Source organism: Oceanobacillus sp. FSL W7-1281, assembly GCF_037969835.1.
Lineage (GTDB): Bacteria > Bacillota > Bacilli > Bacillales > Amphibacillaceae > Oceanobacillus > Oceanobacillus oncorhynchi.
In genome coordinates, this window is sequence record NZ_CP150214.1 from 128,095 (window position 1) to 152,776 (window position 24,682).

The 24,682-nt window shown below is 41.5% G+C and carries 34 protein-coding genes; 33 read left to right on the forward strand and 1 reads right to left on the reverse strand.

Annotated elements, in window-relative coordinates; genetic code table 11:
* Positions 1 to 68 precede the first annotated feature (68 nt).
* The 4 genes from rpsL (at position 69) to tuf (ending at position 4,414) form a co-directional block, all read left to right on the forward strand.
* Positions 69 to 488: a 30S ribosomal protein S12 gene (rpsL, locus tag MKX55_RS00635; protein ID WP_042530761.1), complete on the forward strand. Its 420-nt coding sequence runs from the start codon at positions 69 to 71 to the stop codon at positions 486 to 488.
* 36 nt (positions 489 to 524) lie between these two features.
* On the forward strand, positions 525 to 995 hold the full coding sequence (gene rpsG / locus MKX55_RS00640) for a 30S ribosomal protein S7 (protein ID WP_040985105.1): 471 nt from the start codon (positions 525 to 527) through the stop codon (positions 993 to 995).
* A 42-nt stretch (positions 996 to 1,037) separates the two neighbouring features.
* A complete protein-coding gene (gene fusA / locus MKX55_RS00645; protein WP_339181397.1) occupies positions 1,038 to 3,116 on the forward strand; it encodes an elongation factor G in 2,079 nt (692 codons plus the stop codon).
* A gap of 107 nt (positions 3,117 to 3,223) precedes the next feature.
* Complete coding sequence (gene tuf, locus MKX55_RS00650; protein ID WP_042530767.1) at positions 3,224 to 4,414, forward strand: elongation factor Tu; 1,191 nt, start codon at positions 3,224 to 3,226, stop codon at positions 4,412 to 4,414.
* A gap of 109 nt (positions 4,415 to 4,523) precedes the next feature.
* Here tuf and glpX read toward each other — a convergent pair whose 3' ends face one another.
* Positions 4,524 to 5,471 carry a class II fructose-bisphosphatase gene (gene glpX / locus MKX55_RS00655; RefSeq protein WP_339235340.1) on the reverse strand — a complete coding sequence of 316 codons (948 nt, stop codon included), beginning with the start codon at positions 5,469 to 5,471 and terminating at the stop codon, positions 4,524 to 4,526.
* A 373-nt stretch (positions 5,472 to 5,844) separates the two neighbouring features.
* Between glpX and MKX55_RS00660 the strand changes: the two genes are divergently transcribed.
* The 29 genes from MKX55_RS00660 (at position 5,845) to secY (ending at position 24,673) form a co-directional block, all read left to right on the forward strand.
* Positions 5,845 to 7,206 (forward strand): sigma 54-interacting transcriptional regulator, encoded by a 1,362-nt coding sequence (locus tag MKX55_RS00660; protein ID WP_339181404.1) that lies wholly within the window; start codon positions 5,845 to 5,847, stop codon positions 7,204 to 7,206.
* Between the two features lie 221 nt (positions 7,207 to 7,427).
* Positions 7,428 to 8,123: a CoA transferase subunit A gene (locus MKX55_RS00665; protein WP_339185065.1), complete on the forward strand. Its 696-nt coding sequence runs from the start codon at positions 7,428 to 7,430 to the stop codon at positions 8,121 to 8,123.
* Between the two features lie 24 nt (positions 8,124 to 8,147).
* Positions 8,148 to 8,822, forward strand: a complete 675-nt coding sequence (locus MKX55_RS00670; protein ID WP_339235342.1) for a 3-oxoacid CoA-transferase subunit B — start codon at positions 8,148 to 8,150, stop codon at positions 8,820 to 8,822.
* Between the two features lie 79 nt (positions 8,823 to 8,901).
* Positions 8,902 to 9,678, forward strand: a complete 777-nt coding sequence (locus MKX55_RS00675) for a 3-hydroxybutyrate dehydrogenase (RefSeq protein WP_339235344.1) — start codon at positions 8,902 to 8,904, stop codon at positions 9,676 to 9,678.
* A 23-nt stretch (positions 9,679 to 9,701) separates the two neighbouring features.
* Positions 9,702 to 10,877 (forward strand): thiolase family protein, encoded by a 1,176-nt coding sequence (locus MKX55_RS00680; protein WP_339235346.1) that lies wholly within the window; start codon positions 9,702 to 9,704, stop codon positions 10,875 to 10,877.
* Between the two features lie 122 nt (positions 10,878 to 10,999).
* A complete protein-coding gene (locus tag MKX55_RS00685) occupies positions 11,000 to 12,283 on the forward strand; it encodes a GntP family permease (protein WP_339181411.1) in 1,284 nt (427 codons plus the stop codon).
* 227 nt (positions 12,284 to 12,510) lie between these two features.
* Positions 12,511 to 13,836 carry a short-chain fatty acid transporter gene (locus MKX55_RS00690; protein WP_339235348.1) on the forward strand — a complete coding sequence of 442 codons (1,326 nt, stop codon included), beginning with the start codon at positions 12,511 to 12,513 and terminating at the stop codon, positions 13,834 to 13,836.
* Positions 13,837 to 14,205: 369 nt separating this feature from the next.
* Positions 14,206 to 14,514 (forward strand): 30S ribosomal protein S10, encoded by a 309-nt coding sequence (gene rpsJ, locus MKX55_RS00695; protein ID WP_042530782.1) that lies wholly within the window; start codon positions 14,206 to 14,208, stop codon positions 14,512 to 14,514.
* Between the two features lie 28 nt (positions 14,515 to 14,542).
* Positions 14,543 to 15,172 carry a 50S ribosomal protein L3 gene (gene rplC / locus MKX55_RS00700; RefSeq protein WP_042530784.1) on the forward strand — a complete coding sequence of 210 codons (630 nt, stop codon included), beginning with the start codon at positions 14,543 to 14,545 and terminating at the stop codon, positions 15,170 to 15,172.
* Between the two features lie 26 nt (positions 15,173 to 15,198).
* Entirely contained in the window at positions 15,199 to 15,822 is a 624-nt protein-coding gene (gene rplD, locus MKX55_RS00705; RefSeq protein WP_339235349.1) for a 50S ribosomal protein L4, read from the forward strand.
* Positions 15,822 to 16,109: a 50S ribosomal protein L23 gene (gene rplW / locus MKX55_RS00710; RefSeq protein WP_042530787.1), complete on the forward strand. Its 288-nt coding sequence runs from the start codon at positions 15,822 to 15,824 to the stop codon at positions 16,107 to 16,109. Before rplD ends, rplW begins: the two co-directional genes overlap by 1 nt.
* A gap of 42 nt (positions 16,110 to 16,151) precedes the next feature.
* Positions 16,152 to 16,982: a 50S ribosomal protein L2 gene (gene rplB / locus MKX55_RS00715; protein WP_339181417.1), complete on the forward strand. Its 831-nt coding sequence runs from the start codon at positions 16,152 to 16,154 to the stop codon at positions 16,980 to 16,982.
* Positions 16,983 to 17,039: 57 nt separating this feature from the next.
* Positions 17,040 to 17,318, forward strand: a complete 279-nt coding sequence (gene rpsS, locus MKX55_RS00720; RefSeq protein ID WP_042530791.1) for a 30S ribosomal protein S19 — start codon at positions 17,040 to 17,042, stop codon at positions 17,316 to 17,318.
* Between the two features lie 19 nt (positions 17,319 to 17,337).
* Positions 17,338 to 17,679, forward strand: coding sequence for a 50S ribosomal protein L22 (gene rplV / locus MKX55_RS00725; protein WP_042530793.1), 342 nt, complete (start codon positions 17,338 to 17,340; stop codon positions 17,677 to 17,679).
* 3 nt (positions 17,680 to 17,682) lie between these two features.
* Positions 17,683 to 18,324: a 30S ribosomal protein S3 gene (gene rpsC / locus MKX55_RS00730; RefSeq protein ID WP_152657748.1), complete on the forward strand. Its 642-nt coding sequence runs from the start codon at positions 17,683 to 17,685 to the stop codon at positions 18,322 to 18,324.
* Between the two features lie 18 nt (positions 18,325 to 18,342).
* On the forward strand, positions 18,343 to 18,777 hold the full coding sequence (gene rplP, locus MKX55_RS00735; protein ID WP_042530797.1) for a 50S ribosomal protein L16: 435 nt from the start codon (positions 18,343 to 18,345) through the stop codon (positions 18,775 to 18,777).
* Complete coding sequence (rpmC, locus tag MKX55_RS00740; protein ID WP_042530799.1) at positions 18,767 to 18,967, forward strand: 50S ribosomal protein L29; 201 nt, start codon at positions 18,767 to 18,769, stop codon at positions 18,965 to 18,967. The genes rplP and rpmC overlap by 11 nt, the downstream gene beginning before the upstream one ends.
* Positions 18,968 to 18,993: 26 nt before the next feature.
* Positions 18,994 to 19,257, forward strand: coding sequence for a 30S ribosomal protein S17 (gene rpsQ, locus MKX55_RS00745; RefSeq protein ID WP_042530801.1), 264 nt, complete (start codon positions 18,994 to 18,996; stop codon positions 19,255 to 19,257).
* A gap of 42 nt (positions 19,258 to 19,299) precedes the next feature.
* The gene (rplN, locus tag MKX55_RS00750; protein ID WP_040985075.1) at positions 19,300 to 19,668 is read left to right on the forward strand and encodes a 50S ribosomal protein L14; all 369 of its coding nucleotides are present in this window, start codon (positions 19,300 to 19,302) and stop codon (positions 19,666 to 19,668) included.
* Between the two features lie 34 nt (positions 19,669 to 19,702).
* Positions 19,703 to 20,014, forward strand: coding sequence for a 50S ribosomal protein L24 (gene rplX / locus MKX55_RS00755; RefSeq protein WP_042530803.1), 312 nt, complete (start codon positions 19,703 to 19,705; stop codon positions 20,012 to 20,014).
* Between the two features lie 27 nt (positions 20,015 to 20,041).
* Positions 20,042 to 20,581, forward strand: coding sequence for a 50S ribosomal protein L5 (rplE, locus tag MKX55_RS00760; RefSeq protein ID WP_042530805.1), 540 nt, complete (start codon positions 20,042 to 20,044; stop codon positions 20,579 to 20,581).
* Positions 20,582 to 20,609: 28 nt separating this feature from the next.
* Positions 20,610 to 20,795: a type Z 30S ribosomal protein S14 gene (locus MKX55_RS00765; protein ID WP_010652082.1), complete on the forward strand. Its 186-nt coding sequence runs from the start codon at positions 20,610 to 20,612 to the stop codon at positions 20,793 to 20,795.
* A gap of 29 nt (positions 20,796 to 20,824) precedes the next feature.
* A complete protein-coding gene (rpsH, locus tag MKX55_RS00770; protein WP_042530808.1) occupies positions 20,825 to 21,223 on the forward strand; it encodes a 30S ribosomal protein S8 in 399 nt (132 codons plus the stop codon).
* Positions 21,224 to 21,254: 31 nt separating this feature from the next.
* Positions 21,255 to 21,791: a 50S ribosomal protein L6 gene (gene rplF, locus MKX55_RS00775; protein ID WP_042530810.1), complete on the forward strand. Its 537-nt coding sequence runs from the start codon at positions 21,255 to 21,257 to the stop codon at positions 21,789 to 21,791.
* 30 nt (positions 21,792 to 21,821) lie between these two features.
* The gene (rplR, locus tag MKX55_RS00780; RefSeq protein WP_339181427.1) at positions 21,822 to 22,181 is read left to right on the forward strand and encodes a 50S ribosomal protein L18; all 360 of its coding nucleotides are present in this window, start codon (positions 21,822 to 21,824) and stop codon (positions 22,179 to 22,181) included.
* Between the two features lie 28 nt (positions 22,182 to 22,209).
* Entirely contained in the window at positions 22,210 to 22,710 is a 501-nt protein-coding gene (rpsE, locus tag MKX55_RS00785) for a 30S ribosomal protein S5 (RefSeq protein WP_139089182.1), read from the forward strand.
* A gap of 13 nt (positions 22,711 to 22,723) precedes the next feature.
* A complete protein-coding gene (gene rpmD / locus MKX55_RS00790) occupies positions 22,724 to 22,906 on the forward strand; it encodes a 50S ribosomal protein L30 (protein ID WP_042530815.1) in 183 nt (60 codons plus the stop codon).
* 29 nt (positions 22,907 to 22,935) lie between these two features.
* Positions 22,936 to 23,376: a 50S ribosomal protein L15 gene (gene rplO, locus MKX55_RS00795; protein ID WP_339181428.1), complete on the forward strand. Its 441-nt coding sequence runs from the start codon at positions 22,936 to 22,938 to the stop codon at positions 23,374 to 23,376.
* A gap of 1 nt (position 23,377) precedes the next feature.
* Positions 23,378 to 24,673, forward strand: a complete 1,296-nt coding sequence (gene secY / locus MKX55_RS00800) for a preprotein translocase subunit SecY (RefSeq protein ID WP_339181430.1) — start codon at positions 23,378 to 23,380, stop codon at positions 24,671 to 24,673.
* Positions 24,674 to 24,682 lie beyond the last annotated feature (9 nt).

Genomic DNA, 24,682 nt, shown 5'->3' on the forward strand with positions numbered 1-24,682 from the left:
CTGGATGTGTGGTATTACAAAAGGTTGTTATTTGATTACTAAATTGAAATTGAGAGGAGGAAAATGCAATGCCAACAATTAATCAGTTAGTGCGTAAAGGCCGTGTGTCAAAGTCAAAGAAATCTGACTCACCAGCACTTAATAAAGGTTATAACAGCTTTAAAAAGAAAATGACTGATGAGAACGCTCCGCAAAAGCGTGGTGTATGTACTCGTGTAGGTACACTGACTCCTAAGAAACCAAACTCTGCACTTCGTAAATATGCGCGTGTACGTTTGTCTAACAATATGGAGGTAACTGCATACATTCCTGGAATTGGTCACAATCTGCAGGAGCACAGTGTTGTTCTTATCCGCGGCGGTCGTGTAAAAGACTTGCCTGGGGTACGTTATCACATTGTACGTGGTGCACTTGATACTGCTGGAGTAGAAGGCCGTATGCAAGGTCGTTCAAAATACGGAACGAAAAAACCGAAACAGAAAAAATAAATAAAATTACTCATATGAAGGAAAGGAGGATGTACAATGCCTCGTAAAGGTCCAGTACCAAAGCGTGATGTATTACCAGATCCGCTTTATAACTCAAAATTAGTTACACGTCTCATTAATCAAATTATGATTGATGGTAAGCGTGGTAAAGCACAAAAAATCCTTTATAATGCGTTTGAATTAGTTGCTGAAAGAAGCGGCCAAAACGCAATGGAAGTTTTTGAGCAGGCAATGAAAAATGTTATGCCAGTACTTGAAGTACGCGCCCGCCGTGTTGGTGGTTCAAACTATCAAGTACCAGTGGAGGTTCGTCCAGAACGTCGTCAAGCTTTAGGATTACGTTATATTGTTAACTACTCCCGTCTGCGCGGAGAAAAAACAATGGAAGAACGTCTTGCTAATGAAATTCTTGATGCTTCTAATAACACAGGAGCTGCTGTTAAGAGAAGAGAAGATATGCATAAAATGGCAGAAGCGAACAAAGCATTCGCTCACTACCGTTGGTAATATAAATCTAACAAAAGCTTTTTATAGGAAGGAGAAGAATACATGGCTAGAGAGTTCTCCTTGGAAAAGACACGTAATATCGGTATTATGGCGCACATTGATGCGGGAAAAACAACAACTACTGAGCGTATTCTTTTCTATACAGGACGTATTCATAAAATTGGTGAAACCCACGAGGGTGCTTCACAAATGGACTGGATGGAACAAGAGCAGGAGCGTGGAATCACGATTACTTCCGCTGCAACAACTGCTGCTTGGAATGACCATCGTATAAACATTATCGATACACCTGGACACGTGGACTTCACTGTTGAAGTTGAGCGTTCCCTTCGTGTACTTGATGGTGCGGTAACTGTACTTGATGCACAATCAGGTGTAGAACCACAAACGGAGACAGTATGGCGTCAAGCGACAACATACGGTGTTCCTCGTATTGTTTTTATTAACAAAATGGATAAAACAGGCGCTGACTTCTTGTATTCAACGAATACATTAAAAGAACGCCTTGGTGCAAACGCACATCCAATTCAAATGCCAATTGGTGCTGAAGATGAATTTAACGGAATTATCGACTTGATTAAGATGGAAGCTCACATCTATTTAGATGATTTAGGGCAGAAATCAGAAACAACTGAAATTCCTGATGAATTGAAAGACCAAGCGGAAGAGCTGCGTGCTAACTTGATTGAAGGCGTAGCCGAAACAGATGAAGAGCTTATGATGAAGTATCTTGAAGGAGAAGAAATCTCTGAAGAGGAGCTTGTAAATGCAATTCGTCAAGCTACGTTGAATGTTGATTTTTATCCGGTACTTTGCGGTTCTGCATTTAAAAACAAAGGTGTTCAGTTAATGCTGGATGCGGTTATCGATTATCTTCCTGCTCCAACAGACGTACCTCCAATTGAAGGTATTGTTCCGGGAACAGAAGAAAAAGTAACTCGTCAATCTTCTGATGAGGGCCCATTCTCTGCATTAGCATTTAAAGTAATGACAGATCCTTATGTTGGTAGATTAACATTCTTCCGTGTGTACTCTGGTACACTTAAATCAGGTTCTTACGTGAAGAACTCTGTAAAAGATAAGCGTGAGCGTATTGGACGTATCCTGCAAATGCACGCAAACTCCCGTGAAGAGATTTCGGTTGCGTATGCTGGCGAAATTGCTGCAGCGGTAGGCTTGAAGGATACTTCAACAGGTGATACACTATGCGACGAAAAGGATCTTGTTATTCTTGAGTCTATGGAATTCCCTGAGCCGGTTATCTCGGTTGCGATTGAACCAGAAACAAAAGCAGACCAAGATAAAATGGCGATTGCTCTTGCTAAACTTGCGGAAGAGGATCCAACTTTCCGTACAGAAACAAACCCTGAAACTGGGCAAACAATCATCTCTGGTATGGGTGAGCTTCACTTAGATATCATTGTTGATCGTTTAAAACGTGAATTTAAAGTTGGTGCACAGGTTGGTGCTCCACAAGTTTCTTACAGAGAAACATTCCGTGCTGCTGCTGAAGTAGAAGGTAAATTCGTACGTCAGTCTGGTGGACGCGGACAGTTCGGTCACGTTTGGGTTAAATTTGAGCCAAACGAAGAAGGCGCTGGATTTGAATTTGTTAACAATATCGTTGGTGGTGTTGTTCCTCGTGAATACATCCCGGCTGTTCAACAAGGTATCGAAGAATCCATGGATAATGGTGTCCTTGCCGGATATCCATTAATCGACGTAAAAGCTACATTATATGATGGAAGCTATCATGATGTCGATTCCAACGAAATGGCGTTTAAAGTAGCTGCTTCTATGGCATTAAAAGCTGCTAAAAACAAATGTAACCCAGTTCTGCTTGAGCCAATGATGAGAGTAGAAATTGTTGTCCCAGAAGAATACATGGGAGACATCATGGGTGATGTAACATCTCGACGTGGACGTGTAGAAGGTATGGAAGCACGCGGAACTGCTCAGGTAGTTAAAGCGTTCGTACCGCTTGCTGAAATGTTTGGTTATGCAACTGCATTACGTTCAAACACGCAAGGTCGCGGAGTGTACACCATGCACTTTGACCACTATGAAGAAACACCTAAAAGCATTACCGAAGAAATTATCAAGAAAAATGCAGGTCAATAATTGATTTTTTCTTCAATCTGACGTATAACATTTAATAAAGGCTGGGAAATTTTTAACGATTTCCTGGCACATAAAAAATTGCTATATATTTAAAGGAGGAACTATAAATGGCTAAAGAAAAATTCGACCGCTCGAAAAGTCACGTAAACATTGGAACAATTGGTCACGTTGACCATGGTAAAACAACTTTAACTGCTGCAATCACTACAGTAATGGCAAAAAGAAATGGTGATGGCACTGCAATGGCTTATGACCAAATTGATGGTGCTCCAGAAGAGAAAGAACGCGGAATTACAATCGCAACTTCTCACGTAGAGTACGAAACAGAAACTCGTCACTATGCACACGTTGACTGCCCAGGTCACGCTGACTATGTTAAAAACATGATCACTGGTGCTGCACAAATGGACGGAGCTATCCTTGTAGTATCTGCTGCTGATGGCCCAATGCCACAAACTCGTGAGCATATCCTATTATCTCGTAACGTTGGGGTACCTTCTATCGTAGTATTCCTTAACAAAACAGATATGGTAGACGATGAAGAGCTGCTTGAATTAGTAGAAATGGAAGTTCGCGATCTATTATCTGAATATGATTTCCCTGGTGATGATGTACCAGTTATCGCAGGTTCTGCTCTTAAAGCACTTGAAGGCGATGAAGAGTATGAAGAAAAAATTGTTGAATTAATGGCTGCAGTGGACGAATATGTTCCAACTCCAGAACGTGATACAGATAAACCATTCATGATGCCAGTTGAGGACGTATTCTCTATCACTGGTCGTGGTACTGTTGCTACAGGCCGTGTTGAGCGTGGAGAAGTTCGCGTTGGAGATGAAGTAGAAATCATCGGTATCAACGAAGAATCTTCTAAAACTACTGTAACAGGAGTAGAAATGTTCCGTAAGCTTCTTGACTATGCTGAAGCTGGTGATAACATTGGTGCACTGCTTCGTGGTGTTTCCCGTGAAGATATCAACCGTGGACAAGTACTAGCTAAGCCTGGTTCAATCACTCCACATACAAACTTCAAAGCAGAAGTTTATGTATTATCAAAAGATGAAGGTGGACGTCATACTCCATTTTTCTCTAACTACCGTCCACAGTTCTACTTCCGTACAACGGATGTAACTGGAGTAATCACGCTTCCAGAAGGAACTGAAATGGTAATGCCTGGAGATAACATCGAAATGTCAGTAGAACTTATTGCACCAATCGCGATTGAAGACGGAACTCGTTTCTCTATCCGTGAAGGTGGACGTACAGTTGGATCTGGCGTTGTATCTACTATCGAAAAATAATAAATGCTTTTCATACAGGAAGGCGGCGTGACGACGTTGTCTTTCTGTTCCTAATAAAAAAGAACCCTCGATAAATTATCAGCTGATTATCGAAGGTTCTTTTTTTATATTATACAGTAACTTTAGGGTGCTCTGTTGCGATATGGCGAAAGCATTTATCTAATCCATTTAAAACGATAGAATGTGTCATAAAGACATCTTGATTATTTTCAATTCCCTGTGAAAGCATATTGCTGGTTATACTCGTAGCGATAAAAGCGCATTCATCTGTATTAACCAGCTGATGGTGAGAAAGTGCTTCATTAGGGCGGGCGAGCCCCATGGATACGCAACGATTCCACTGCTCATCTGTATTCGGAAGCAACCTTGCCTGCATTTCTCCGCCTAAGCTTTTTACTCCGACTGCTGCCAAAACGCCTTCGGGTGCACCGCCGATGCCAATAAATAAGTCAGCGTTGCCCTGCCGGTGTATGCATGTTGAAATGGCCGGAATAATATCTCCTTCTTCAAACAATTCTGTTCGGACACCTAAAGCGCGTGCCTCTTCCACCCAATGGTTGTGTCGTTCTCTGTCCTGTGTAATCAATTTTAATTCTTCCAGCTTCTTTCCTTTGGCCTCTGCAATGATACGCAAGTTTTTCTCCAGAGTAAAATCAATATTGATTTTACCGGCTGCTTCTGGTCCGGTTACAATCTTCTCCATATACATATCAGGAGCATGGAGCAGTGCACCTTTCTTTGCAATGGCAATGACGGCAATCGCGTTATTTTTTCCTTTAGAAGTAGAAGTAGTCCCGTCAATTGGATCAACAGCCAAATCGATACCTTTCCCGTGCCCGGTACCTACTTTTTCGCCGATAAACAGCATAGGTGCTTCGTCGATTTCTCCTTCCCCGATAACGATTTCCCCGTCCATATGGATTTTATTTAGCTGCGTACGCATCGAATCTGTAGCTGCCTGGTCAGCTTCTATTTTATTTCCTGTGCCAATCCAAGGATATGTTGCAAGTGCTGCGGACTCGGTAACATGCAGAAATTCTTGAATGAATTGATTCATAACTGCCAACTCCTTTAGAATTTTTATCTGTAAAACGAAATAACGATCATGAAATACATCATTCAGAAGGCGCTTTTAAAGTGAATAAACAAAATGAGTATTAAATTAATAGTAATACAGTTTTCGTTTTATATCAATATATTTCGTTTATTATTGATTATTATTTTTAGTTTTTATTTCGTGGTGCATGTTAAGATGGCGATATGTAATAAAGGAATAAGGCTGTGGTGTAACTGCCATACGATATAAAAAGTTAGATAAAAAAACAGCTCCTCCAATAGATAGGAATTTGTTATGATAAAAGAGCAGTTAATGAAAATACGTGTTACCGAATTGGAGATATAATCGGGAGTTTTGTGATGGGAGAGAGAAGATGCTTTTTAATAATAAGTACAGAGAAGAGATTATCGAAGCTGTATTTGAAAAAACCAATTTTTGCTTTGTTGTCGTCAACCGAGAGGGATTGATTACTTATTTAAATAAAAATTACTGTGATTTCATTGAAGTAGCATTAGATGATGTGCTGGGTAAGCATGTCACCGAGGTTATTGAAAATACAAGAATGCATATTGTCGCAGAGACGGGGACAGAAGAAATTGCAGATCTGCAGTATATAAAAGGGAATCATATGATTGCAAATCGTATCCCGCTGTTTGCTGAAGGGAACCTAGTTGGAGCTGTCGGGACTGTGCTGTACAAAGATACTGAAGAATGGAAGAAAATGAACTCCCATGTGAAGGCGTTGTTATTAGAAATTGAAAACTATCAGAAAAAGCTGCGTAATCCAAGAGGGGCGACTTACTCATTAAATGATATTGTCGGCAGTTCGGTCCAAATAAATGATATTAAGGAAAAGATCAAAAGGGTTTCATCTGGTGATGCTTCAATATTATTAGAGGGAGGCAGCGGAACAGGAAAGGAGCTATTTGCACATAGTATCCATCATTTGAGCGAACGCAGTGCCAAGCCATTTATAAAAGTGAACTGTGCGGCTATCCCGGTAGATTTGCTGGAGTCTGAATTATTTGGTTATGAAGGCGGCGCATTTACCGGTGCTAAAAAAGAAGGAAAACGAGGGAAATTTCAACTGGCTGATGGCGGAACACTCTTCCTGGATGAAATCGGAGATATGCCATTAACGGCACAGGTAAAAATTCTTCGTGCCCTGCAAGAAGGAGAGATTGAAGCGGTTGGAACGGAAAAGACACAGAAAATCGATGTCCGAATTATCTCTGCAACCAATCAGTCAATTGAAGAGCTGATAAAGGAAAACCGTTTTCGGGAGGATCTTTATTACCGGATCAATGTAATTTCCATTAAAATTCCTCCGCTAAAGGAGAGAGCGGAAGATATCCGGGTAACGGCGAAGTTTTTGCTGAGGAAAATCACACAGCGTATAGGGAAACGAGTAGTCAGCTTCAGTGATGCGGTAATGCATTTCTTTATGCACTATGATTGGCCGGGGAACGTCCGCGAGCTGGAGAATGTGATTGAATCTGCAGTACATCTGACCAATACGGAAATGATTGAATTAGAAGATCTGCCTGATCATATGCAGCAAAGCATCTATATAACGGAAGAAGGCATGGGGCTGAAAGAAATTTTGAGCAGAGCAGAAGAACAAGCTGTGATACATGCTATCCAAAAATCGAATGGAGACAAGATGAAAGCTGCTGACTTACTTGGAATCGGCAAGTCGAGTTTTTATGAGAAAATAAAAAAGTATGGCTTATAGATTCCAGAAACGTGGAATAGATTCCGTAAATCCGGAAAAATTAAAACCCTATCCATGTAATCGCTTACAAATACGTAGATAATAGCAGAAGGCCTGTATTCCATAAATCTGGAATGCAGGCCTTCTGCTTATCGGCTTATTTCGTTGGTTATCCTCTATTCTTCTGTTTAATTATTTTTGGCATGTTTTTTGCTACTGTACTGTGGAGGGGTGAGATGCAGATGAAAACAATTTATACATCTTTTGAAGACGCTGTAAAAAATATTCAGGATGGGTCCACGATTATGGTAGGAGGGTTTGGGCTGGTCGGTATTCCGGAGAACCTTATTTTGGCTTTGGTGGATTCAGGGGTTAAACACCTTACAGTTATATCAAATAATTGTGGCGTAGATGACTGGGGACTGGGATTACTTTTAAAAAATAAGCAGATAGATAAAATGATTGGTTCCTATGTTGGAGAAAATAAAGAATTTGAGCGGCAGGTGCTGGCAGGAGAATTAGAGGTAGAATTAACACCTCAGGGTACGCTGGCAGAACGGATTCGGGCAGGCGGGGCAGGTATTCCTGCGTTTTATACACCGGCTGGAGTCGGAACCCCTGTTGCTGAAAATGGAGAGGTACGTATTTTTGATCAAAAAGAATATTTGCTGCAGACTGCATTAAAGGCAGATTTCAGCTTAATCAGAGCCGCTGTCGGAGATGATGCCGGAAATTTAGTCTACAATAAGACAGCGAGAAACTTTAATCCGATGATGGCTGCTGCAGGAAAAGTAACCATTGCAGAGGTAGAGCAGCTGGTTGAAACAGGTTCTATCGATCCAGATCATGTTCATACGCCGGGAATCTATGTTCAGGGAATGATTGAAGGGAAACAGGAGAAAAGAATTGAACGTCTGACGTTACGGCAGGAAATGTAAACGAGGTTAAGGAGGATGAAGAAAATGGTTAAACAATTAGATAAAGCATCTGTCAGAGAAAGAATTGCCAGGAGAGCTGAAAAAGAAATTAAAAGCGGTTACTACGTTAACTTAGGGATTGGAATGCCTACCATGGTTGCTAACTACATTCAGGAAGGGAAACAGGTTGTCCTTCAATCAGAAAATGGGCTGCTCGGGATAGGAAAGTCTCCTTTAAAAACGGAGGTTGATCCGGATTTGATTAATGCCGGAAAAGAAACGGTTACAGCTCAAAACGGTGCATCCTATTTTAGTAATGCGGAGTCATTTGCAATGATACGGGGAGAACATTTAAATCTTGCTATCCTGGGAGGTATGGAAGTTTCTGAAGCCGGGGATTTGGCAAACTGGATGATTCCGGGAAAAATGATCAAAGGCATGGGCGGAGCAATGGATATTGTCCATGGAGCGAAAAAAATCGTTGTTATTATGGATCATGTCAATAAGCATAATGAGCCGAAGATCTTAAAAAGATGCAGCTTGCCTTTAACTGGCAAACAGGTCGTTAATCGAATCATTACCGATCGGGCAGTAATAGATGTGGAGAAAGGCGGTCTTGTACTTGTCGAAGTAGCGGAAGGGTGGACGCCAGAAGAAGTTGCAGCGTCAACAGAGGCGGAGCTCCAGATTAGCGAGGATTTACAAACAGAAGCTTATTAACCTCTTTACTTGGAAAGCTGAAGTTATTGAATATAAAATAGAGCTTTATTAAGCGTCAGTATTGCGAGGGGGATTATATATGGTAGAAAATAAAGTAGTTTTTATAACAGGTGCAGCAAGCGGCATTGGGTATGAAATTGGCAGTGCGTTTGCAAAAAACGGTGCAAAGGTAGCTTTGTCAGATGTGAATGAAGAGAAGGTAATGGAGGCTTCGGAGGATTTAAAGAAGAAGGGCCATGACTGTATTGGGCTGAAATGCGATGTTACCAGTGAAGAAGAGCTTAAACAGGCTTTGGATTACACAGAAGAAAAGTATGGCAGAATCGACGTTTTAATTAACAATGCAGGGTTACAGCATGTATCTGCTATTGAAGATTTTCCGACTGAAAAGTTTGAGTTTATGACAAAGGTCATGCTGGTTGCTCCATTTATGGCAACCAAGCTTATTTTCCCGCTGATGAAAAGGCAGGGCTTTGGACGGATTATTAATATGGCTTCGATTAATGGGCTGATTGGTTTTGCGGGGAAGGCGGCTTATAACAGTGCCAAGCATGGGGTAATCGGTTTGACCAAGGTGTCTGCTTTAGAAGGAGCGGCAGATGGGATTACGGTGAATGCGATTTGCCCTGGATATGTCGACACGCCGCTGGTACGCGGACAGTTTGAGGATTTGGCAAAAAATCGTGGTGTGCCAATTGAAAAAGTACTGGAAGAAGTATTATACCCATTGGTGCCGCAAAAACGGCTTTTAGATGTGCAGGAGGTGGCGGATTATGTCATGTTCTTAGCCAGTGATAAAGCAAAGGGGGTTACGGGTCAGGCAATTGCATTAGATGGCGGCTATACAGCCCAATAATAAAAAGAAGAGGTGAGAAAAAAATGACAAATGTTTATTTGATCGAAGGTGCAAGAACGCCCTTTGGCACATTCGGAGGCAGTTTGAAGGATATCGGTCCTGCTGAATTAGGTATAGCTGTAAGTAAGGAGGCGATTCGCCGCAGCGGAATACCGGCCGACGCTATTGATCTGAGCGTTTTGGGAAATGTCATTCATTCCGAAAAGAATGCGCCCTATCTTTCCAGACATATAGCCCTGCAGGCAGGGCTGCCGTTAGCCAGTCCTGCTTTGACGGTCAACCGTTTATGCGGTTCCGGCTTGCAGTCTGTCGTCTCGGCCGTACAATCCATTTTACTCAACGAGGCAAGTGTGGCACTGGCTGGAGGAGTAGAAAATATGAGTCAGTCTCCCTATGCATTAAGGGGCAGCAGGTTTGGGACAAAATTAAAAACACCTCAGGTGGATGACATGCTTTGGGCAGCTTTAACCGATGAATATATTGGTTCGGGGATGGGGGTTACTGCAGAGAATTTAGCAGAGAAATATCATATTTCCCGTGAAGAGCAGGATGTATATGCTTGTTTGAGCCATCAACGGGCTGCAAAAGCACAGAAAGCAGGAAAGCTGGAGGAGGAAATCATTCCGGTGGAGTTAACGTCCATAAAAGGAACAACAGTTGTAAATACGGATGAGCATATCCGTGAGAATACGACGGTGGAGAAGCTTGCGGGGCTCAAGGGTGCTTTTAAGAAGGATGGAACGGTGACAGGAGGGAATGCCAGCGGGATTAATGATGGCGCTGGAGCAGTTATTGTAGCCGATGAGCACTACGTAGAGCAGCATCAGGTAAAGCCTCTGGCAAGAATCGTATCCTGGGGAGTTGCGGGCGTGGAACCGGAATATATGGGAATTGGGCCGGTGCCTGCGATAAAGCAGGCCTTGAAAAAAGCCAATCTTACCTTGGATGATATAGATGTAATAGAAGTAAATGAGGCATTTGCTGCCCAGTATTTAGCTGTTGAAAAAGTGCTTGGCTTAGATCGGGAAAAGGTCAATGTCAATGGGGGCGCTATCGCTTTGGGTCACCCGATTGGAGCCAGTGGAACAAGGGTGCTCTACACATTGGCAAAGGAGCTGAAACGAAGCGGGAAGAAATATGGCATTGCCTCCCTTTGTATTGGGGGAGGGCAGGGGATTGCGATGATTATTGAGGGTTAACCTGAAATGATACATCAAGAATAGTTCTTCTCTGCTATGAGAGGGCAATTTATTTTGCGGTAAATTGATTTGTCCTTTCTGATTTGTATAGCGACAAAAAAGAGAGAAATGGAGGGGTATGCATGTTTGGGATTATATTAGGCTTAGTTGTGCTAATGGTTCTTGCTTATTTAGGATGGTCTATTATTTGGATAGCGCCTATTGCGGCAGGAGTAGTGGCGCTCACGGGAGGTCTGGATCTTTTAGAGGCGTATACAGACACGTATATGAGCGGGTTTGTTAATTTTGCTAAGCAATGGTTTCCTGTGTTTATGCTTGGAGCAGTCTTTGGCAAGCTGATGGAAGACACGGGGATGGCGAAGTCCGTTGCTATTGCATTAACAAAAGTAATCGGCACGAAAAGAGCTATACTGGGGGTGCTTGTTTCCTGTGCGGTTTTAACCTATGGAGGGGTCAGTTTATTCGTTGTCGTGTTTGCTGTTTATCCATTAGCGCTGACATTATTCCAGGAGGCGAATATCAGCAGACGTCTGATTCCAGGTACTGTCGCATTAGGGGCTTTTACATTTACAATGACAGCTATTCCCGGAACTCCTCAAATTCAAAACTTAATTCCGGTTCCATATTTTAATACGAATGCGATGGCAGCTCCGATTATGGGAATAACAGCAGCAATTATTATGGCTGTTGGTGGTTATGGTTACATGCGATGGAGAGAAAAGCAGCTGACTGCAAAGGGAGAGGGCTATACGGAACCAAAAGATAATAAAATTGTACAGGTAGAAGGGTCAGCACCTCATTTTATATTATCCATCTTACCGTTAGTGACCGTTGTGGTAACATTGAATATTTTTCAATGGGATATTGTGATTGCTTTATTGTCCGGAATTATCCTGCTGCTTCTATTGAATATTACGAAATTCAAAGGATTTGTAAAAGCAATTAATAGCGGTGCAGTAGGTTCTGTTACAGCCATTGTAAATACCAGCGCGGCTGTAGGGTTTGGTACGGTTGTTCAGGCAGTGCCGGGCTTTGATCGGTTGACTGCGCTGTTAATGGGAGTGAAAGGAAACCCTTTGATTTCTGAAGCCATTGCTGTAAATGTTTTAGCCGGATCCACAGGCTCTGCTTCAGGCGGGATGGGAATCGCGCTGGAGGCATTAGGGGAGAGATATTATGAGCTGGCGCTCAGTTCGGGTATTGACCCGGAAGCATTCCATCGAATTGCATCTCTTTCGTCGGGCGGTCTGGATGCGATGCCGCACAATGGTGCAGTGCTAACCCTGCTTACCATTACAGGGATGACGCATAAAGACAGCTATAAGGATATTTTTGTGGTAGCGGTAGCTATTCCTATTTTGGCAATCGCAGCAGCAATCATTTTGGCATCTTTGGGTATTTACTAAAGGTATCGTTAGAACACGAACCTGACAGCCAAGTTATCATCGCAGGTGTTTTTAATGCTGCAAAGAAAGCGGAATAACCTCCCGGCTGTTGGAAACTTCGCTTTATTCTATAGAAATCGTGCTAAAGAAGCGGCATGTCAGAATATACTATAGAAGAAATTGGAGCGTCCATTTTGTTGGGGGAGCGTTGCAGCTGATAATATAGCAGCATACAAGGGGGAGTTGGATTGAAGGTTCTAACGAGATTCTTTGACAGGGTGGTACAGAGATATTTACCAGATGCTTTTTTATTTGCTATTATTTTAACGATTTTGGTTTACTTACTGGGTGTCTCTATAACAAGCAGCGACCCGATGGAAATGATAACGTATTGGGGAGAGGGTTTTTGGGATCTGCTTGAATTTGGGATGCAAATGTCACTGGTGGTTGTGACAGGATATATTTTAGCAAGTACACCTGTTGTGAAAGATTTTTTAGCGAAACTCAGCAAAGCAGCAAAAACACCGGGGCAAGCGGTGATGCTGGTAACATTCGTAGCTTTGATTGCTTGTTTAATAAACTATGGCTTTGGACTTGTTGTCGGTGCATTGTTTGCTGTTCATGTGGCAAAGCGGGTTCCTGCAGTGGACTATCGGATACTGATCGCCAGTGCTTACAGCGGTATGGTCATCTGGCATGGTGGTTTTTCCGGATCCGTACCGCTGCTTATTGCCACACCAGGGCATTTTTTAGAAGATGCTATTGGAATAATTCCTGTAACGGAGACATTGTTCAGTTCATTTAACCTGTTTATTGTCATTACCTTATTAATTACACTCCCGCTTTTTAATCGGTACTTATTAAAGGGAGCGGATCCGATAGGTAAAATCGACCCTTCATTATGGAAGGAAGAATCCGAAGAGGAAACGGAAGCGGAAGTTCATCAGCCGGTAACACCGGCAGAAAGGCTGGAGAACAGCCGGGCCTTATCTCTTCTGATTGGCATGATGGGACTTCTTTTTATTGGTTATCATTTCGTTGCAAATGGGTTTGATCTGAATATTAATATTATCAATTTTATTTTTCTTTTCTTAGGGATTCTTCTTCATAAAACACCAAGACGTTTTCTGGAAACGGTGGGGAAAGGTGTGAAAAATGCCGGGGGAATTATTATACAGTTTCCATTCTACGCTGGAATAATGGGGATGATGGTGGCATCTGGATTATCAGATAAGATCTCATTATGGTTTGTCAGTTTCTCAACCGAATATACACTTCCCATCTTTACATTTCTCAGCGCGGGCATTGTTAATGCATTAGTACCTTCCGGAGGCGGACAATGGGCTGTGCAAGGTCCTATCATGATACAAGCAGCGCTTGAAACTGGAGCAGATACAGCAAAAACAGCCATGGCAGTTGCCTGGGGAGATGCCTGGACAAATATGATACAGCCATTCTGGGCCCTGCCTGTACTTGCTATTGCCGGGTTGAAGATTCGGGATATTATGGGCTTTTGTGTCATGATTCTGCTGTTTACCTTTATTCCGATTGCGATCGGGTTTCTACTATTATAATAGAAAGATTATATAACATTGTGAAGCGGAACGGTAAAACAGCCGATTCCGCTTATTCTTTGTTTTATTTAAAAGTTTTTAGCGTAAGAACAAGCAGAATTTCTGATATTATATAAGGAAATAAAAAAACTTTTAAAATAAGCTTGCAATCATACTAGATGCTATGTATAATATAAAAATGTGCAAACTTGTAGATAGCTATGTATAAGCTTGCTAAGGTCAAAGATATTTGTTATACTAATGTAGTTGACCAATTAATGCGATGATGCGGAAGGTTGTTGGCACACCCGGCCCCTTTGCCATGGCGGTGTGTTAAGGAATTTTCGCGGAGAATGTCTATAATAATATAGGCGAGAAGGAGGGAAAATGATGGCAAAAGAGAAAATCAGAATTCGTTTAAAAGCATACGATCACCGCATTTTAGATCAGTCTGCTGTGAAAATTGTGGAAACTGCAAAACGTTCCGGAGCAAAAGTGTCTGGTCCGATTCCATTGCCGACTGAAAGAGCTGTTTATACAGTGTTGCGTGCGGTTCATAAGTACAAAGATGCTCGTGAACAGTTCGAAATGCGTACGCACAAGCGTCTGATCGATATTCTTGAGCCTACACCAAAAACGGTTGATGCGCTGATGCGTTTAGATCTTCCATCTGGTGTAGATATTGAAATCAAATTATAATTCGTTTTAAATACAGGAGGTGTAACGGATGACGAAAGGAATCTTAGGTCGTAAAATCGGCATGACTCAGCTTTTCTCTGAAAATGGAGAACTTGTACCAGTAACAGTTGTTCAAGCTGAGGCAAATGTTGTGTTGCAAAAGAAAACATTAGAAAATGATGGTTACGAAGCGTTGCAAATCGGTTTTGCTGATAAAAAGGAATCACGTACAAACAAAGCGGAGAAAGGTCATGCTGAGAAAGCAGGCACTGCCCCTAAGCGCTACGTTCGTGAAATCCGTGGCGCAGAGGTTGACAACTATGAAGTTGGTCAAGAAATCAATGTTGATATCTTTGAAGCCGGTGAAAAAATCGATGTGACAGGAACATCTAAAGGGAAAGGATTCCAAGGTGCTATCAAACGTCACAATCAACAACGCGGACCAAAAACACACGGTTCTCATTTCCATAGAGCTCCAGGTGCGATGGCTGCAATTGATGCAATGCGTGTTTTCAAAGGTAAAAAATTACCAGGTCATATGGGTTCTGAACAAAAAACAATTCAAAACCTTGAAGTTGTCAGTGTAGATACTGAAAAGAATTTACTTCTGATCAAAGGAAATATCCCTGGTGCAAAAAAATCTTACGTAAAAATTACGAGTGCAGTAAAAGGTAACTAATCACACAAACGAAGGGAGGATATGTCATGCCTAAAGTAGCACTTTTAAAACAGGATGGAAGTAATGTTGGAGAAATCGAATTAAATGACGCTGTTTTTGGTATCGAGCCAAACACACATGTACTTCATGAAGCGGTTGTTATGCAACGTGCATCTTTACGTCAAGGTACACATGCTGTTAAAAATCGTTCAGAAGTTCGTGGCGGAGGCCGCAAACCATGGCGCCAAAAAGGAACTGGCCGTGCACGTCAAGGATCTATCCGTTCACCACAATGGGTTGGCGGTGGAACTGTTTTCGGACCCACTCCACGCAGCTATAGCTATAAATTACCAAAGAAAGTTCGTCGCTTAGCGTTAAAGTCAGCATTATCTTCTAAAGTAAAAGAAGAAAGCTTATTTGTTTTAGAAGCAATCACAATCGATGCTCCAAAAACAAAAGAAATTGTAAATATCTTAAACGGACTTAAAGTTGAAGAGAAAGCACTTGTTGTTCTTTCTGAGAAAGACGAAACAGTTGTCCGCTCTGCAAACAACTTGCAAAACGTAAAGGTATTAACTGTAGAAGAATTAAATGTACTTGACTTGCTTACGCATGACAAGCTGATCATCACTAAAGATGCAGCTGAAAAAGCAGGGGAGGTGCTCGCATAATGAAAGATCTACGCGATGTAATTAAACGCCCTGTCATTACAGAGAATTCTGCTGACTTAATGGCAGAGAAGAAATACACGTTTGAAGTAGCTGTTAAAGCGAACAAAACAGAAATCAAAGATGCTGTAGAAACAATCTTTGGTGTGAAAGTAGAAAAAGTAAACACAATGAACCTTAAAGGTAAATTTAAGCGAATGGGCCGCTACGGTGGATATCGTCCGGACCGTAAAAAAGCTATCGTTCAATTATCGGCAGATAGTGAAGATTTAGATTTCTTTGAGGCTTAATTATATGAATGAATATATTCCAAACTAAAAGGAGGGACAACGATGGCGATTAAAAAGTATAAACCAACCTCAAATGGTAGACGTAATATGTCTGGATCAGACTTTGCAGAGATTACTACGAATACCCCTGAGAAATCCCTTTTAGCTCCATTATCTAAACGTGGTGGACGTAACAATCAAGGGAAATTAACGGTTCGTCATCACGGCGGCGGTCATAAGCGCCAATATCGTATTATCGACTTCAAGCGCGATAAAGATGGTGTGCCAGGACGCGTTGCTACAATCGAATACGATCCTAACCGTTCAGCAAACATTGCATTAATCCATTATGCTGATGGGGAGAAACGTTATATCCTTGCTCCGAAAAATATTAAAGTAGGGCAAGTAATTGAATCTGGTGAAAATGCAGATATTAAAACAGGTAACGCATTACCGCTTGGAAGCATTCCAGTAGGTACTGTTATCCACAATATCGAATTAAAACCGGGACGCGGAGGCCAAATTGCTCGTTCTGCTGGTGCAGAAGCTCAAATCTTGGGACGCGAAGAAAAATATACACTTGTACGCCTTGCTTCTGGAGAAGTTCGTTTAGTATTAACAACTTGCCGTGCTACAATTGGTCAAGTCGGTAACATTGAACATGAACTTATCCGTGTAGGTAAAGCTGGTCGTTCCCGTTGGAAAGGTATCCGTCCAACTGTTCGCGGTTCTGTTATGAACCCTAATGATCACCCGCATGGTGGTGGTGAAGGACGCGCGCCAATCGGACGTAAATCACCAATGTCACCTTGGGGCAAACCAACACTTGGCTACAAAACACGTAAACGCAATAAACCATCTGATAAGTATATCGTTCGTAGACGTAAAAAATAAACGGAAAAACGGGCGGGCTAAAGCACCCGTCTCTAATCCCTGGAAGGAGGCTTATCCATGGGTCGCAGTTTGAAAAAAGGACCTTTTGCAGATGACCATCTAATGAAGAAAATTGAAGTATTGAACACAGAAGACAAGAAGCAAGTAATAAAAACTTGGTCTCGTCGCTCAACAATTTTCCCGCAATTTGTTGGTCATACCGTTGCAGTATATGATGGACGTAAGCATGTGCCAGTATATATCACGGAAGATATGGTCGGTCATAAATTAGGTGAATTCGCACCAACTCGTACGTACAGAGGACACGCTGGTGACGATAAAAAAACAAGACGTTAAATGAGAGGAGGTACCAGGCATGCAAGCTAAAGCCGTTGCGAAATCAGTTCGTATTGCTCCTCGTAAGGTTCGTTTAGTTGTAGATCTAATTCGAGGAAAAGAGGTTGGCGAAGCAATCGCTATTTTAAAACATACACAGCGCGGAGCTTCTCCAGTCGTAGAAAAAGTATTAAATTCTGCTGTTGCGAACGCAGAGCATAACTATGAAATGGATGCAGACAATTTAGTAGTATCTGAAGCATATGTGAACGAAGGAGCTACTTTGAAACGTTTCCGTCCACGTGCACAAGGACGTGCAAGCAGAATCAATAAACGTACCAGCCACATCACAGTTGTGGTAAACGAAAAGAAGGAGGGATAGTCAGTGGGTCAAAAAGTTAATCCAACAGGTCTTCGCGTAGGTGTCATTAAGGACTGGGAGTCTAAATGGTACGCTGGGAAAGACTATGCAGACTTACTGCATGAAGATATTAAAATCAGAGAATATCTTGAAGGACGTCTTAAAACGGCTGCTGTTTCTTCTATTGAAATTGAACGTGCAGCAAACCGTGTAAACATTACTATCCATACTGGTAAACCAGGTATGGTCATTGGTAAAGGCGGATCCGAAGTTGAAGCTTTACGTAAATCTTTAAACAACTTAACTGGCAAACGAGTTCATATCAATATCGTTGAAATCAAAAAAGTAGATATTGATGCAACCCTTGTTGCTGATAATATTGCTCGTCAATTAGAAAATCGTATTTCATTCCGTCGTGCTCAAAAGCAAGCTATCCAACGTGCGATGCGTGCTGGAGCTAAAGGAATCAAAACACAAGTATCTGGACGTCTAGGCGGTGCGGACATCGCTCGTGCAGAACATTACAGTGAAGGAACAGTACCACTTCATACTTTACGTGCTGACATTGACTATGGTACAGCAGAAGCTGATACTACGTATGGTAAATTAGGTGTTAAAGTATGGATTTATCGTGGAGAAGTCCTTCCAACAAAAACCGATAAATAAGGGAGGGGGCTCATTACTATGTTAATGCCTAAACGTGTTAAATATCGTAGACAACATCGTGGTAAAATGAGAGGCCAAGCAAAAGGCGGTACAACTGTTTCTTTCGGAGAATATGGTTTACAAGCACTTGACGCTTCTTGGATTACAAGCCGCCAAATCGAGGCAGCGCGTATTGCAATGACTCGTTACATGAAACGTGGCGGTAAAGTTTGGATCAAAATCTTTCCAGACAAACCTTACACTGCAAAGCCTTTAGAGGTTCGTATGGGTTCCGGTAAAGGTGCTCCAGAAGGATGGGTAGCAGTAGTAAAGCCTGGTAAAATTATGTTTGAAATTGCAGGTGTATCTGAAGAGGTAGCTCGTGAAGCACTTCGCCTTGCAGCACATAAATTACCTATTAAAACGAAATTCGTAAAACGTGAAGAAATTGGTGGTGAAAGCAATGAAGGCTAAAGAAATCAGAGATTTAACCACTGCCGAAATTGAAAAAAATGTTAAAACGTTGAAAGAAGAGTTATTTAATTTACGTTTCCAATTAGCTACTGGTCAATTGGAAAACACTGCACGTATCCGTGAAGTGCGTAAATCAATTGCTCGTCTTAAAACCGTTGTTCGCGAGCGCGAACTAAGTGCAAATAACTAAAGATTCCAGAGGGGAGGTTAACCTCAATGTCTGAACGTAATGATCGTAAAGTTTATACTGGTCGTGTTGTATCCGACAAAATGGATAAAACTATTACAGTTTTAGTTGAAACTTACAAATTCCATAAGCTTTATGGAAAACGTGTTAAGTATTCTAAGAAATTTAAAACACATGATGAAAACAATGTTGCAAAAACTGGTGATGTTGTAAAAATCATGGAAACTCGCCCGCTATCAGCTACCAAACGTTTCCGTTTAGTAGAAGTAGTAGAAGAAGCGGTAATTATTTAATAAAGTTCGCTCGGAAGGTATCCGAAGGGAGGTCACAGTGTTATGATTCAACAAGAAACTCGTTTGAAGGTTGCAGATAACTCTGGTGCTCGTGAAGTATTAACCATTAAAGTATTAGGCGGTTCCGGTCGCAAAACTGCCAACATTGGTGATGTAATTGTTTGCACGGTCAAACAAGCAACACCAGGGGGCGTTGTCAAGAAAGGCGACGTTGTAAAGGCAGTGATTGTACGTTCTAAATCTGGTGCTCGTCGTAAAGATGGTTCTTACATCCGTTTTGATGAAAATGCTGCCGTAATTATCCGTGATGATAAAAGTCCAAGAGGAACTCGTATCTTCGGACCTGTTGCACGTGAATTACGTGAGGCTCAATTCATGAAAATCGTATCTCTAGCTCCAGAAGTTTTATAAGAAGAAATTTCCTCATCAAGGAGGTGCGTAAAGCATGCATGTAAAAAAAGGTGATAAAGTCAAAGTGTTATCCGGCAAAGACCGCGGTAAAGAAGGCACTGTATTAGAAGCATTTCCGAAGAAAGAGCGCGTATTAGTAGAAGGTGTGAACATGATCCAAAAACATGCGAAGCCATCTCAAGATAATCCGCAAGGCGGAATCTTGAATATCGAAGCTCCAATTCATGTTTCTAATGTATTGCCAATCGATCCGAAGTCCGGAGAACCAACTCGTGTTGGCTATGAAATAAAAGATGGTAAAAAAATCCGTATTGCAAAAAAATCCGGTGAAGCATTAGATAAATAAGTTTTTCTGTGAAAGGAGGGCTAACACATGAACGAATTAAAACAAAAGTATAATGATGAAATCACTTCATCTTTAATGAATAAATTCAATTATGATTCCGTAATGGAAGTACCTAAAATAGAGAAAATCGTAATCAACATGGGTGTTGGTGACGCAGTACAAAACTCTAAGGCATTGGATAGTGCTGTTGAAGAATTAGCTTTAATTTCTGGTCAAAAACCATTGATTACTCGTGCTAAGAAATCCATCGCAGGTTTCCGTCTTCGTGAAGGAATGCCAATTGGTGCAAAAGTTACTTTGCGTGGAGAACGCATGTATGACTTCTTGCAAAAACTGATTGCTGTATCTCTTCCACGTGTACGTGACTTCCGCGGTATTTCTAAAAAAGCATTTGATGGTCGTGGAAACTACACTTTAGGTGTGAAAGAACAGTTGATTTTCCCAGAAATTAATTACGATAAAGTCAATAAAGTTCGTGGTATGGATATTGTTATTGTAACAACTTCTAACACTGACGAAGAAGCTCGTGAACTTTTAGCTGGGCTGGGCATGCCTTTCCAAAAGTAGTCGTGAGCTAATACAAGGAGGGAAAATTTTGGCTAAAAAATCTATGATAGCGAAACAAAAGCGCCCGCAAAAATATAAAGTACAAGAGTACACTCGTTGCGAACGCTGTGGTCGCCCGCATTCAGTAATTCGTAAATTTAAACTTTGCCGTATTTGTTTCCGTGAACTTGCCTATAAAGGTCAAATTCCTGGTGTCAAAAAAGCAAGTTGGTAATCCCCGATTCGGGAAGGAGGTAATTAGTAATGGTTATGACAGATCCAATTGCAGATATGCTTACTCGCATTCGTAATGCGAACATGGTTAAACATGAACAATTAGAGCTTCCTGCTTCTAAAATAAAAAAAGAGATCGCTGATATCCTGAAACGTGAAGGCTATGTAAAGGATTATGAGTTAGTTGAAGATAACAAACAAGGTATATTACGTATCTTCTTAAAATATAGTGCAAACGAAGATAGAGTTATCACAGGAATCAAACGTATCAGTAAACCAGGTTTACGCGTATATGCTAAAGCAAATGAAGTACCACGTGTATTGAACGGACTTGGCATTGCTATCGTATCAACTTCTAACGGAATGCTTTCTGACAAAGAAGCTCGTTCTCAGGCAGTTGGCGGAGAAGTACTAGCGTACGTTTGGTAAGAACTATAATTTATCAGAGGAGGTGCAGAGAATGTCTCGTGTCGGACTTAAGCCTATTGAAATTCCAGAAGGTGTAGAGTTGAAATTCAACGGAACTACACTGACAGTTAAAGGACCAAAGGGTGAATTAACAAGAGATTTTCATCCAGATATTAAAGTTAACGTTGAGGGTAATATCGTAACTTTGGAGCGCCCGAGTGATCATAAAGAACACCGAGCACTGCATGGTACTACTCGCAGCTTAATCAATAACATGGTAGTTGGAGTAAGTAAAGGTTTTGAAAAATCATTGGAAATCAACGGTGTTGGTTACCGTGCTCAAAAGCAGGGTAACAAAACAGTTGTTAACGCTGGTTATTCACATCCTGTTGAACTTGACCCAATTGACGGTATTGAAATTGAAGTACCTAAAAACACACAAATCGTTGTTAAAGGTATCGATAAAGAATTAGTAGGAGCAGTTGCTGCTAATATCCGAGCAATCCGCCCGCCAGAGCCTTATAAAGGTAAAGGAATCAAATATGCGGATGAATATGTACGTCGTAAAGAAGGTAAAACTGCTAAGTAAGTTTTTTAGCCCGAGAAAGGAGTGACCCAGATGATCACAAAGCCTGACAAAAATGTTATCCGTAAAAAGCGTCACAACCGTGTACGCAGAACATTATCAGGAACTGCAGAACGTCCACGTTTAAATGTGTATCGTTCAAACAAAAACATTTATGCTCAATTGATCGATGATGCCAATGGCGTAACCCTGGCAAGTGCTTCTACAGTTGATAAAGAGCTTGAAATCAACGGAAGCAATGTCGACGCTGCGAAAGCAGTTGGGGCAGCTGTTGCAAAACGTGCAATTGACAAAGGATATAAATCTATTGTATTTGATCGTGGTGGTTATTTATATCATGGACGAATCAAAGCTTTAGCAGAGGCAGCTCGCGAGGAAGGCCTTGAATTTTAAAAGTAAAAGGAGGTAACCATCTATAATGATTACGAATATTGATCCGAGCAAATTAGATCTTGAAGAACGTGTTGTTACGGTCAACCGTGTTGCAAAGGTTGTAAAAGGTGGACGTCGTTTCCGCTTTGCAGCATTAGTAGTTGTAGGTGACAAGAACGGTCATGTAGGTTTCGGTACTGGTAAAGCACAAGAAGTACCTGAAGCTATTAAAAAAGCAGTAGATGATGCGAAGAAAAACTTAATTACTGTACCAATCGTAGGCACAACCATTCCACACCAAATCCATGGTCAGTTTGGTTCTGGTAACGTATTGATGAAGCCTGCTTCTGAAGGTACTGGAGTTATCTCCGGTGGTCCAGTACGTGCGATTTTAGAGCTTGCTGGTGTAGGTGATATCCTGACAAAATCATTAGGATCCAACACACCAATTAACGTTATCCGTGCTACATTGAACGGTTTAACTAATTTAAAAACAGCTGAGGACGTAGCGAAATTACGTGGAAAGTCTGTTGAAGAACTGTTAGGATAAGGAGGGAATCACTATGTCTAAAAAATTAGAAATAACCCTCACTCGCAGTGTTATCGGAGGCAGTGACGTTCAACGTAAAACTGTTGAAGCGTTAGGGTTAAAGAAAATTCGTCAATCGGTTGTACGTGAAGATACTCCAGCCGTTCGCGGTATGGTTAACAGAGTGTCCCACTTATTGACAGTTAAAGAAGTTTAATAAATTTATTGTGAAGAGGAGGTGCTCGCATGAAACTTCATGAATTAAAAGCAGCAGAAGGAACTCGTAAAGAAAGAAACCGTGTAGGTCGCGGAACTTCTTCAGGTAACGGAAAAACTTCTGGTCGTGGACATAAAGGTCAAAAAGCACGTTCTGGCGGCGGTGTAAGACTTGGTTTTGAAGGTGGTCAAATGCCTTTATTCCAACGTTTGCCGAAGCGCGGTTTTACAAATATTAACCGTAAAGAATATGCAATTGTAAACCTGGATACACTTAATCGCTTTGAAGATGGAACTGAAGTTACTCCAGAGCTATTGTTAGAAACTGGTGTCGTAAGCAAATTGAATGCTGGGATTAAGGTTCTTGGAAAAGGTCAATTAGAAAAGAAACTGACTGTAAAAGCTCATAAGTTCTCTGCATCTGCGAAAGAAGCAATCGAGGCAGCGGGCGGTCAATCTGAGGTGATCTAATTTGTTTCAGACACTCTCCAATTTTTTACGTGTGAAAGATATAAGAAATAAAATTATATTTACACTGCTAATGCTTATTATATTCCGTATTGGTACGTTTATTACCGTGCCATTTACTGATCAATCGGCAATTGGGTTTATGATGGACCAGCAGAATATGTTTGGTTTCATCAATACCTTTGGTGGTGGGGCGTTAGAAAACTTCTCTATTTTTGCAATGGGGATTATGCCTTACATCACCGCGTCAATTATCATGCAGCTGTTGCAAATGGATGTTGTTCCGAAGTTTGCTGAATGGAAGAAGCAAGGAGAAATGGGTCGGAAGAAAATCGCTCAGGTCACACGTTATGCGGCGATTGGTATAGCATTTGTTCAGGCAATTGCTATGTCCATCGGCTTTAATGCCATGGCAGGCGGATTACTGATTCAGGATCCTGGCGTCATCAAATTCTTAACGATTGCTATCGTATTAACAGGTGGAACAGCTTTTCTTATGTGGTTAGGTGAACAGATTACTGCGCACGGCGTAGGTAATGGTATTTCTATCATTATCTTTGCTGGTATCGTTGCTGCTATTCCGAATGGCGCTGGCCAAATATACAATCAATATTTCTCGAATCCGGGAAGTGAATTGTTTATCAATATCGTTATTGTAACGTTAATTGTGCTAGTGGTTATCGCTGTGACGGTTGGAATCATTTTCGTAAACGAAGCATTGCGGAAAATTCCAGTACAGTATGCGAAAAAGCTGGTTAATCGTACACCAGTAGGCGGACAGTCAACGCATCTGCCGATCAAGGTAAATGCAGCCGGGGTAATTCCAGTTATTTTTGCGATTGCCTTTATGATTGCTCCTACGACCATTGCTGGATTTTTTGAAGGAAACAGGGTAGCAAATATCGTAACGTACGTTTTTGATTACACACAACCTGTAGGTATGGTAATCTATGTTGCACTGATTATTGCTTTCTCCTATTTCTATACATTTGTTCAGGTCAATCCAGAACAAATGTCAGAGAACTTGCAAAGACAAGGCGGCTACATCCCTGGTATTCGTCCGGGGCACAATACAGAGGAGTATTTAACAAGGGTTATTCGCAGATTGACCTTTGTGGGTGCGTTATTCTTAGCAGCTGTTTCTGTATTCCCAATTATCCTGGGAGGCCTTGCAAATCTGCCGCAGACAGTTCAAATCGGCGGTACGAGCTTGATCATCGTTGTCGGGGTTGCATTAACAACCATGAAGCAATTAGAAGGTCAGCTTGTAAAGCGACATTATAAAGGGTTTATTAAGTAAATTTCCTGC

Bases quoted from the DNA above. Each gene is read 5' to 3' on its own strand.
- rpsQ (WP_042530801.1), top strand. From the start codon at position 18,994: ATGTCTGAACGTAATGATCGTAAAGTTTATACTGGTCGTGTTGTATCC.
- rplO (WP_339181428.1), top strand. From the start codon at position 22,936: ATGAAACTTCATGAATTAAAAGCAGCAGAAGGAACTCGTAAAGAAAGA.
- fusA (WP_339181397.1), top strand. From the start codon at position 1,038: ATGGCTAGAGAGTTCTCCTTGGAAAAGACACGTAATATCGGTATTATG.
- MKX55_RS00675 (WP_339235344.1), top strand. From the start codon at position 8,902: ATGGTAGAAAATAAAGTAGTTTTTATAACAGGTGCAGCAAGCGGCATT.
- MKX55_RS00680 (WP_339235346.1), top strand. From the start codon at position 9,702: ATGACAAATGTTTATTTGATCGAAGGTGCAAGAACGCCCTTTGGCACA.
- rpsJ (WP_042530782.1), top strand. From the start codon at position 14,206: ATGGCAAAAGAGAAAATCAGAATTCGTTTAAAAGCATACGATCACCGC.
- rpmD (WP_042530815.1), top strand. From the start codon at position 22,724: ATGTCTAAAAAATTAGAAATAACCCTCACTCGCAGTGTTATCGGAGGC.
- rplR (WP_339181427.1), top strand. From the start codon at position 21,822: ATGATCACAAAGCCTGACAAAAATGTTATCCGTAAAAAGCGTCACAAC.
- rplP (WP_042530797.1), top strand. From the start codon at position 18,343: ATGTTAATGCCTAAACGTGTTAAATATCGTAGACAACATCGTGGTAAA.
- MKX55_RS00670 (WP_339235342.1), top strand. From the start codon at position 8,148: ATGGTTAAACAATTAGATAAAGCATCTGTCAGAGAAAGAATTGCCAGG.
- rpsG (WP_040985105.1), top strand. From the start codon at position 525: ATGCCTCGTAAAGGTCCAGTACCAAAGCGTGATGTATTACCAGATCCG.
- rplW (WP_042530787.1), top strand. From the start codon at position 15,822: ATGAAAGATCTACGCGATGTAATTAAACGCCCTGTCATTACAGAGAAT.
- MKX55_RS00665 (WP_339185065.1), top strand. From the start codon at position 7,428: ATGAAAACAATTTATACATCTTTTGAAGACGCTGTAAAAAATATTCAG.
- rplX (WP_042530803.1), top strand. From the start codon at position 19,703: ATGCATGTAAAAAAAGGTGATAAAGTCAAAGTGTTATCCGGCAAAGAC.
- rpsS (WP_042530791.1), top strand. From the start codon at position 17,040: ATGGGTCGCAGTTTGAAAAAAGGACCTTTTGCAGATGACCATCTAATG.
- rpsH (WP_042530808.1), top strand. From the start codon at position 20,825: ATGGTTATGACAGATCCAATTGCAGATATGCTTACTCGCATTCGTAAT.
- rplE (WP_042530805.1), top strand. From the start codon at position 20,042: ATGAACGAATTAAAACAAAAGTATAATGATGAAATCACTTCATCTTTA.
- rplN (WP_040985075.1), top strand. From the start codon at position 19,300: ATGATTCAACAAGAAACTCGTTTGAAGGTTGCAGATAACTCTGGTGCT.
- rplD (WP_339235349.1), top strand. From the start codon at position 15,199: ATGCCTAAAGTAGCACTTTTAAAACAGGATGGAAGTAATGTTGGAGAA.
- rplC (WP_042530784.1), top strand. From the start codon at position 14,543: ATGACGAAAGGAATCTTAGGTCGTAAAATCGGCATGACTCAGCTTTTC.
- rplV (WP_042530793.1), top strand. From the start codon at position 17,338: ATGCAAGCTAAAGCCGTTGCGAAATCAGTTCGTATTGCTCCTCGTAAG.
- rplB (WP_339181417.1), top strand. From the start codon at position 16,152: ATGGCGATTAAAAAGTATAAACCAACCTCAAATGGTAGACGTAATATG.
- rpmC (WP_042530799.1), top strand. From the start codon at position 18,767: ATGAAGGCTAAAGAAATCAGAGATTTAACCACTGCCGAAATTGAAAAA.
- MKX55_RS00660 (WP_339181404.1), top strand. From the start codon at position 5,845: ATGCTTTTTAATAATAAGTACAGAGAAGAGATTATCGAAGCTGTATTT.
- rplF (WP_042530810.1), top strand. From the start codon at position 21,255: ATGTCTCGTGTCGGACTTAAGCCTATTGAAATTCCAGAAGGTGTAGAG.
- glpX (WP_339235340.1), bottom strand. From the start codon at position 5,471: ATGAATCAATTCATTCAAGAATTTCTGCATGTTACCGAGTCCGCAGCA.
- MKX55_RS00685 (WP_339181411.1), top strand. From the start codon at position 11,000: ATGTTTGGGATTATATTAGGCTTAGTTGTGCTAATGGTTCTTGCTTAT.
- rpsL (WP_042530761.1), top strand. From the start codon at position 69: ATGCCAACAATTAATCAGTTAGTGCGTAAAGGCCGTGTGTCAAAGTCA.
- tuf (WP_042530767.1), top strand. From the start codon at position 3,224: ATGGCTAAAGAAAAATTCGACCGCTCGAAAAGTCACGTAAACATTGGA.